6 protein-coding genes are annotated in these 7,771 nt (G+C 75.3%); 1 reads left to right on the top strand and 5 read right to left on the bottom strand.

Annotation, left to right across the window (positions count from 1 at the left end; translation table 11 throughout):
* Positions 1-43: 43 nt before the first annotated feature.
* Positions 44-1,183: a DUF3103 family protein gene (locus ACFV1L_RS34370; RefSeq protein WP_380373700.1), complete on the bottom strand. Its 1,140-nt coding sequence runs from the start codon at positions 1,181-1,183 to the stop codon at positions 44-46.
* 365 nt (positions 1,184-1,548) lie between these two features.
* Between ACFV1L_RS34370 and ACFV1L_RS34365 the strand changes: the two genes are divergently transcribed.
* Entirely contained in the window at positions 1,549-2,454 is a 906-nt protein-coding gene (locus ACFV1L_RS34365; protein ID WP_380373697.1) for a RimK family alpha-L-glutamate ligase, read from the top strand.
* 9 nt (positions 2,455-2,463) lie between these two features.
* Here ACFV1L_RS34365 and ACFV1L_RS34360 read toward each other — a convergent pair whose 3' ends face one another.
* The 4 genes from ACFV1L_RS34360 to ACFV1L_RS34345 form a co-directional block, all read right to left on the bottom strand.
* Positions 2,464-3,801, bottom strand: a complete 1,338-nt coding sequence (locus tag ACFV1L_RS34360) for a glutamate-cysteine ligase family protein (RefSeq protein ID WP_380373694.1) — start codon at positions 3,799-3,801, stop codon at positions 2,464-2,466.
* On the bottom strand, positions 3,798-5,330 hold the full coding sequence (locus ACFV1L_RS34355) for a flavin monoamine oxidase family protein (RefSeq protein ID WP_380373692.1): 1,533 nt from the start codon (positions 5,328-5,330) through the stop codon (positions 3,798-3,800). The genes ACFV1L_RS34360 and ACFV1L_RS34355 overlap by 4 nt, the downstream gene beginning before the upstream one ends.
* Before the next feature lie 212 nt (positions 5,331-5,542).
* Positions 5,543-6,967: an amino acid permease gene (locus tag ACFV1L_RS34350; protein ID WP_380373690.1), complete on the bottom strand. Its 1,425-nt coding sequence runs from the start codon at positions 6,965-6,967 to the stop codon at positions 5,543-5,545.
* Entirely contained in the window at positions 6,964-7,740 is a 777-nt protein-coding gene (locus ACFV1L_RS34345) for a gamma-glutamyl-gamma-aminobutyrate hydrolase family protein (RefSeq protein ID WP_380373687.1), read from the bottom strand. Before ACFV1L_RS34345 ends, ACFV1L_RS34350 begins: the two co-directional genes overlap by 4 nt.
* Positions 7,741-7,771: the final 31 nt, after the last annotated feature.

Genomic DNA, 7,771 nt, shown 5'->3' with positions numbered 1-7,771 from the left:
GGGCACTCGCCCCGCCCGGCGCCCGGCGTCGGCCGACGGTCCGTCAGAGCGCGGACACGTAGTACCGGTCGAAGGTCATCCGGCCGTTGCCGGACGCCCCGGTGCGGGTGCCGGTCGTGGTGGTGGCCAGGGTGTACCAGGAGTCGACGTAGTCCGGGTCGTCGGTCCACCAGGAGGACGGCATCGCGTCGATGACCGCGTTCACCAGCGGGATGTACGCGCCCTGGTCCGTGATGGTCAGCAGCACCGCCGCGAGCGCCTTCGCCAGCGACGAGTAGTTGGTGTCGCCGTCGTCCTCCATCATCACGACGTCGGCCAGGTTGTACTTGTACAGCGACCAGTTCACCAGGATCTGGTTCGGGTAGTACGTCTTGTTCTCGTCGTCCAGGTACGGCATGGTCACGGTGTCGACCCGGACCTTGCCGTCCAGGCCGAAGCCGGTGACCAGGTCGAAGATCTCCGCGGCGCCCTTGAACCAGGGCTCCTTGACGTCGGAGACGGTGACCGCGGTGACGCGGGTGGTCCAGAAGCCGGTGGCAGCGGCGGCGGTGTTCACCGGCGCGGCCGCCGGGGCCTGCAGGCCGGCCGCGGCCAGCTCGTCCCGCAGCACCTTCAGGCCGGCCTCGGTGGCCTTGTCGGTGTCCACGTCGATCAGGTAGACCGGCCGGTCCGGGGCGTGGTCGGCGGCCAGCTCGTACGCCTTGCCGGCGCTGTCGTAGGCGACCACGACGGTGGCGTTGTCGTCCGACGGCGAGGAGGCCACCAGCGGCTCCACGCCGTCGGCGGCCGCGCCGACCAGCCGGACCTGGAGCAGCGGGCCGGCGTCCGCGCCGAGGCCCTTGGCGTCGGCGACCTGGCGGTCCGCCTGGGCGAGGTGCGCGCCGAGGCCGCCGGCGCCGCGGGTCGCGGACCCGGCGGCGAGGCCGCGCAGGCCGACCGCCTTGCCCTGGGCGAGGGCGCCGGAGACCTGGCGCTGCCAGGCCCGGTCGGAGAGCGACAGGGCGAGGGAGCGGGCGGCGCCGTCCTCGATCGCGTCGACCGCGGAGACGCGGGCAGCGCCCCGCTCGTGGACGGGGGCGGGGGCCGCGGACGCGAAGCCCTGGGCGGTGGTGACGGCGAGACCGGTCAGCGCGAGACCGGTCAGCACCGTGCGCAGTCGCGGCGCGGAGTGCAGGGAGAACATGGGGGGAGCCTCCACCTCGTGCGGCCGCCCGGTTCCGGGCAGGCCGTTGGACGCCGGGCCCGGGCCGGGTCCGGCGCGTTGGTTCAGGAGCGGCTCCATGGTGGGGCATCGGGCGTCTACGCGAATAGACCCCGCACGACCTGCCCGCCCGGCCTGTCATGAACTGCCCGAAAATTCCCTCGACTTCGTCTTCTCCCGGCAAAGGAACGGTCATTGACGCCGCGTCAGGCCGGCTCGCTCCGGCGCCCGCCGGACGGCCCGCAGGAGGCCGTCGCGCCCGCCGGGGCGGCGCGGTGGCTGTACCGGGAGGAGCGCGGCACGGATGATGGGGGCGCCCGCAATCCCCCGTCCCGAGGAGGCAGTCGGTGGAGCCGCCGCCCCGCCCCGATGCCGACCTGTGGCTGCTGCTCGGCCCCTACGCCCGCGACACCCCGGTGTCGCACCGGCTGGGCGCGGCGTTCGCCGACGCGTTCGGCGAACGGTTCCTCGCCGTGCCGACCGACCGGCTGCTCCTGGGCATCACCGAGGGGCAGTTGACCCTGCACGACCTGACCGGCCGTCGGGTCCGGCCGCCCAGGGTGGCCCTGGTCCGGCACGCGACGACCTCGCTGAGCACCGACCGCGAGATCACCCTGCTGCGCCAGCTCCAGGCCCTGGGCACCGAACTGATCAACCCCGTCGACGCCGTCCTGACCTGCGTCAACAAGTTCTGGCAGCTCCAGCGCCTCGCCGAGGCCGGCCTGCCCGTCCCCGACACCCGCACCTACACCGACACCCGCCCCGACCTGGCCGTCGCGGCCGGCGTCCCCGAGCCCTGCGTGGTGAAGGCGGTGCGCGGCAGCGGCGGCCGCCGGGTGTTCCTGGCGCCGGACGCCGAGACGGTCGCCGACCTCCAGGGCTGCCTGCGCCCCGACGTGCCGTTCCTGTTCCAGCGCTACGTCCGCCACTCGCACGGGCGGGACCTGCGGGTGATCGTGGTGGACGGCCGCGTGGTGACCGCCGGGGTGCGCACCTCCGCCAACGGCCGGTTGAAGTCGAACGTGGCGGCCGGCGGCACCAACGTGCCCTGCCCCGGCCGCTACCCGGCGGCCGAGCAGCTCGCGGTGCGCGCCGCCGAGGAGATCGGCCTGGTGGTCTGCGGCGTCGACCTGCTGTTCGAGGAGGACGGCACGTTCACCGTCTGCGAGGTGAACGCCAACGTCTCCTGGGGCCCGGCGATGCCGGAGGTGGCGCCCGCCCTGGTGGCCGCCTGCGCGGCCCGGCTCCGGTAGGACGCCCCGTCAGATCCGGTGCGCCGCGACCCAGCGGGCCGGGTCGCGGCGCAGGTCGCCGTCCCAGCGGGACAGCCCCTGTTCGGCGAAGGTGCGGCCGGTGGCGACGATCTCGTCCAGCGGGTCGAGGTAGCCGGGCACGTGCGGCGGCTCCAGGCCGGCGGCCACCCGGGCGTCCAGGCCGGCCCGGGCCAGCCGCAGCAGTTCGGCGGCGAGCGGGCGCACCGGGGTGCCGCCGAGGCGGGTGTCCAGGCCCCGGTGGGGCAGTTCGGCGCGGGCGGCGCGGTGTTCAGCGGCGGTGTGACGGCCGGTCAGCTCCCAGGCGGCGTCGCAGGAGGCGCGGTGGTAGCAGAGGCCGGTCCAGAGCGCGGGCAGCGCGGCGAGGTGCGGGTGCGGCGGGCCGTCGGCGCCGCGCAGCTCCAGCGTCCGGCGGACCCGGGTGTCGGTCCACAGCTGGGACAGGTGCGAGGCCCAGTGCGCGGGGGTGGGCGGGGTGCCGTCGGACAGGCCGCGGCGGAGCAGGTCGGCGAAGCTGCCGTCGGGGGCTCGGTGGTAGCGGCCGTCCTCGGTGCGGTAGTGGATGAGCGGGACGCCGAGCGCCCAGTCCACGACGTCCTCGATGCCCACGTCGGGCCGCAGGCCGGGCGGCAGCAGGCCCGTGCGGCGCGGGTCCATCCGCAGCCAGGCCCACGAGCGGTGCGACAGCGGGCCGAACGGGCGGCCTTCGTGCAGCGGCGAGTTGACGAGCAGCGCGGAGACCACGGGGGCCGCGGCGGTCTGCATGCGCAGCTTCCGGGTGAGGTCCTCGGGGCCGAGGAAGTCCAGGGTGACCTGGGTGGACAGCGACAGCGCCATCACGTGCGGGGCCCGGGCCCCGTCCGGGCCGAGGTCGGCGAAGTACCGGCGCATGATCGCGCCGCGGGTCATCGGCACCCACTCGACGTCGGCGAGCCGCCCGAACGGCAGGTTGCCGCCGGGGACGAGCGCGAGGCCGAACCCGGCGGCCAGGTCGGCGAGCCTGGCCAGCGCCGCCCGGACCTCGTCCATGGTCTTGCCGAGGCCCGGCCCCGGCGTGGAGGAGTACTCGATCTGGCCCCCGTGCTCCAGCGTGACGGTGCTGCCGTCGGGCAGCCGGACGCCGGTCAGCCGGCCGGCGTCCGTCTCGGGTTCGCCGCCCCACTGCCGCAGCACCGCCTCCAGCACGGCGCGCACCCCGCGCGGCCCCGCGTAGCGGGCGCCGATGCCGGTGGCGGGGTCGAGCAGGCCGCACTCGACCTCCACGCCGACCTGCTCGGTGCGGTCCGGGCCGGGCGTCAGCGCGGCCAGCAGGTCGGCCCGGTCCGTCACGGGGCGCTCACCGGGGCGGCCGGCCGGGTCTGCCGGGCGCGGTCGAGCAGGTCGCCGACGACGCGCAGCGCGGACTGCGCCGCGCCCTGGCACCAGGCGTGCGCGCCGGACAGGTGCTCGCCGGCGAAGAACACCCGGGGCCGCTGCACCGGGTGCGGCGCGCCGAGCACCGACAGGTACCGGGTGTGCTCGCCGGGGGTGAGGTGGGCGAACGCGCCGCCGCCCATGCCGGTCTGCACGTCCCAGTTGCAGTGCACGATGTCGTCCACGTCGCCGGTGATGCCGGGGTGCAGCCGCTCCAGGCACTCCAGCACCAGGGCCTCTCGGTCGGCCTGGTCCAGCGCCGCGAACCGCCGCGCGTTGGCCCCCCACAGGTACGCGCCGAGCAGCGCGGCGGGCTCGGCCGAGCGCATCGGGTCGCGGGCGTCCCAGCGGGGCGTGCCGGAGCCGTTGACGCCGCCGTCGGTGCGCACCGCGTTGTCGGACGGGTACCAGCACTGCTGGATCGGCAGGTCGGTGAAGCTGCCGCCGCCGAAGATGCCGTCCTCGCTCTCCCAGCGGCGGTGGGTCACGTGCAGCACGGTCTTGGCGCTGGACGCGTAGCTGATGCCGCGCACCGCGTGGCGCTGCGCGTGCGGCAGGCCGGGGGTGACGGTGATCTGGTCGAGCGCGGGGGCGGGGATGCAGCAGACCACGTAGTCCGCGGTGTCGTCGAGCCGCGCGCCGATCCGCCGCCCGGCCACCCGGACGCCGTCGCTGCCGACGGCGAGTTCGTCGATCCGGGTGGACAGCCGCACGGTGCCCGGGCGCAGGGCGCGGACGAAGGCGTGCACCAGGGCGTCCATGCCGTCGGCGAGTTCGACCTGGCCGCGGTGGAACAGGCCGAAGTAGTCGACCAGCACCTCCAGCAGCGAGGACTGCTCGTAGTGGGCGAGGCCGCTGGCGTGGCCGAACAGGTCCCAGGCGTCCTGCGAGAGGTGCTCGTGGACGAACTGCCACAGCGACACCGAGGCGGCGCGCTCCAGCGCCGGGTCGTCCCACCGGCCGTCCAGCGCGCGGCGCTGCTGCTCGACGGTGAGGGACTGCCAGACCGGGGCGAGGATCCGGTCCAGCAGCGCGGACGGCGCCTGGCACTCGTCGGGGTGCAGCGCGAACGCGGGGTACAGCGCCGCGACCTCGCGGACCCGGACCCGGTTGCCGCGCAGGTGGTAGTAGGCCTGCGGGTTGGCGTTGACGAACGGGCGGGTGGCCAGCCGGAACCGGTCGACGTAGTGCAGCACGCAGTGGTGGTTGGCGGGGATCCGCATCGCGCCGAAGTCGGCGTGCGTGCCGTCCCAGAACCGGTGGGTGCGGATCCGCCCGCCCGGCCGGTTGCCGCGCTCGTACACCACCACGTCGAAGCCGCGCCGCTGCAGCTCGTACGCGCACACCAGCCCCGCGAGGCCCGCCCCGATCACGACCACCCGCCCGCCCGGGCCGGCCACCGGCTCCAGCAGGGCTCGCGGGAACGCAAAACTGGCATCGAACATCGGAACCCCTTCGGTGCGCTGACCGCGCGGCCGCCGGACACCCTGTGCGCCTGTGCGGTGACCCGGTGTGACCACGCCTCTGGGACACCGTCCCACCGGGCCGCTTGGTTCGCATCCGCACGGGAACCGTCCGGGGCCGGACCCGCACGGCGCCGCGGCCCGCCGGCCCCGGGACGGGGCGGGCGGGCCGCGGCGGCGCCGACGCGGTGCGCTCAGGCCGACGGCTCCTGCCGGCGGCGCTGGAGCCACCAGCCGGCCAGCGACACGGCCGCGGTGAGGGCCAGCGCCAGCAGGGCGTCGACGCGCGAGTCCGCGAGCACGATCATCACCGCGTACAGGCCCAGCAGGGCGAGCAGCACGGCCCAGGTGAGGCCAGGGAACAGCCAGACGGCGGTGCCGTCGGCGGGGCGGCGCCCGTCGGCGCGGTCCTGCCGGCCGAGCACCAGGTGCGCGGCGGCGATGCCGATCCAGGTGACGTAGACGGTGTCGCCGGTGACGTCGACGAGCCGGCCGAACGCCTCCGTCGGGTGGGTCACCTGGAGCACCAGGCACAGCGCGGCCAGCGCGGAGGTGAACAGGATCGCCGCGTGCGGGGCGCCGCGCCGGGAGATCCGGGCGAACAGGGACGGCGCGTCACGGTCCCGGGCCAGCGCGAAGAGCATCCGGGAGCTGGCGTAGACCTGCGAGTTCATGGTGGAGAGCATCGCCGCGAACAGCACGACGTTCAGCACGGTGGACGCGCCCGGCATGCCGAGGTGGTCGAGGGTGGCGGCGAACGGGCTGTCGCCGACGGCGGCGCTGTCCCACGGGAGCAGCAGCACCACGACGGACAGCGAGCCGAGGTAGAACACGGTGACCCGCCACAGGATGGTGCGGGTGCTCTTGCGGATCGCGGCGGCGGCGTCCTCGGCCTCGCCGGCGGCGATCGTCACGATCTCGGTGCCGGAGAAGGAGAACATCGCGCCGGAGGTGGCGACGACGACGCCGCCGAGGCCGGTCGGGAGGAAGCCGCCGCGGCCGAGCAGGTTCTCCGTGCCGGGCGCGGGCGTGCCGGGCAGCAGGCCGGCCACGGCGACCAGGCCGACGCCGATGAACAGGGCGATCACCGCGACCTTCACCCAGACCACCCAGAACTCCATCTCGCCGTAGGCGCGCACGGAGCCGAGGTTGACGGCGGTCACCACCGCGAGCATCAGCACGGCGACCAGCCAGACCGGCAGCGACGGCAGCCAGCCGTGCACGATCTGCCCGGCGGCGATCGACTCGATGCACATGCCGAGCGGCCAGCCCACCCAGTAGATCCAGCCGCTGGCGAACCCGGCCCAGCGGCCGAACGCCAGCCTGCCGTACACCGCGAACGCACCGGTGTCGGGTCGGGTCACCGACATCTCGGCGAGCATCCGCATCACCACGACGACGACGGCGGCGGTCAGGGCGTAGGCGACCAGCACGCCCGGGCCGGCCTGCTGGATGCTCACGCCCGAGCCGACGAACAGTCCGGCACCGACCGCGCCGCCGATGCTGATCATGGTCATGTGGCGGCTGAGCAGGGTCCGGCTCAGCTGCGCCCCGCCGGCCGCGGCGGGCGCCGGGGCGTTCTCGTCCAGCAGCCCGGTGGTTCTCCTCGCACCGCTCATGCCCGCAGCCCCGCTCCCTGGCGCGCGTCCACCTGGTCCAGCAGGGCGCGGAACAGCGGTAGGCGCAGTTCCTCCGCCGGCTCCAGCGCCTCGGGGTGCCACTGGACGCCGACCGTCCAGGCCGCGTCCGGGTCGCCGGCCGGCTCGACGGCCTCGACGCAGCCGTCGTCGGCGCGGGCGGTGACCCGCAGACCCTCGCCGAGCCGGTCCACGGCCTGGTGGTGTCCGGAGGCGACCGCGATCCGGTCGCGGCCGAACGCCGCGGCCACCGCGCTGCCCGCGGCCAGCGCGACCTCGTGGGTGGCCCACTCGATCCCGGGCTCCGGGTTGTGCGGGACGCCGGTCGGCGCCAGGTCCACGTGCAGGGTGCCGCCGCGCAGGATGTTGAGCAGCTGCATGCCGCGGCAGATGCCGAGCACCGGGCGGCCGTGGTCGAGGGCGTACCGGAGCACGGCCTCGTCGAGCCGGTCCTGCAGCGGGTTGACGTCGTACAGCGAAGGATGGTTCGCGTCCGCGCCGTACCGGGCCGGGTCGACGTCGCCGCCACCGGGCACCACGAAGCCGGCGCAGGCCGCCAGCCGGTCGGCCGCCGGGCGGCCGCCGGCGTCCGGCTCCAGCAGCACGGGCTCGGCGCCGGCGGCCCGGACCAGGCCCACGACCTCCTCGAAGATCCGGTTCGCCTCGCCGACGCGCACGTCGGCGCCGGGAGCGTCGCCGTCGCTGAGTCGGACGGGTATCCCGATCAGGGGTGCCGAAGGGTCGGTGACACTCATAAGCTCTCCAGGGCGGCTTGCGGATGAGATG

It is taken from the genome of Kitasatospora sp. NPDC059646, assembly GCF_042734615.1.
Lineage (GTDB): Bacteria > Actinomycetota > Actinomycetes > Streptomycetales > Streptomycetaceae > Kitasatospora.
Note: the sequence above shows the minus strand (reverse complement) of the source record. Positions and strands in the feature narration are given on the sequence as shown.

What these genes read in the sequence shown, in the direction of transcription:
- ACFV1L_RS34355 (WP_380373692.1), bottom strand. Translation starts at nt 5,330, where the DNA reads ATGTTCGATGCCAGTTTTGCGTTCCCGCGAGCCCTGCTGGAGCCGGTG.
- ACFV1L_RS34350 (WP_380373690.1), bottom strand. Translation starts at nt 6,967, where the DNA reads ATGAGCGGTGCGAGGAGAACCACCGGGCTGCTGGACGAGAACGCCCCG.
- ACFV1L_RS34370 (WP_380373700.1), bottom strand. Translation starts at nt 1,183, where the DNA reads ATGTTCTCCCTGCACTCCGCGCCGCGACTGCGCACGGTGCTGACCGGT.
- ACFV1L_RS34345 (WP_380373687.1), bottom strand. Translation starts at nt 7,740, where the DNA reads ATGAGTGTCACCGACCCTTCGGCACCCCTGATCGGGATACCCGTCCGA.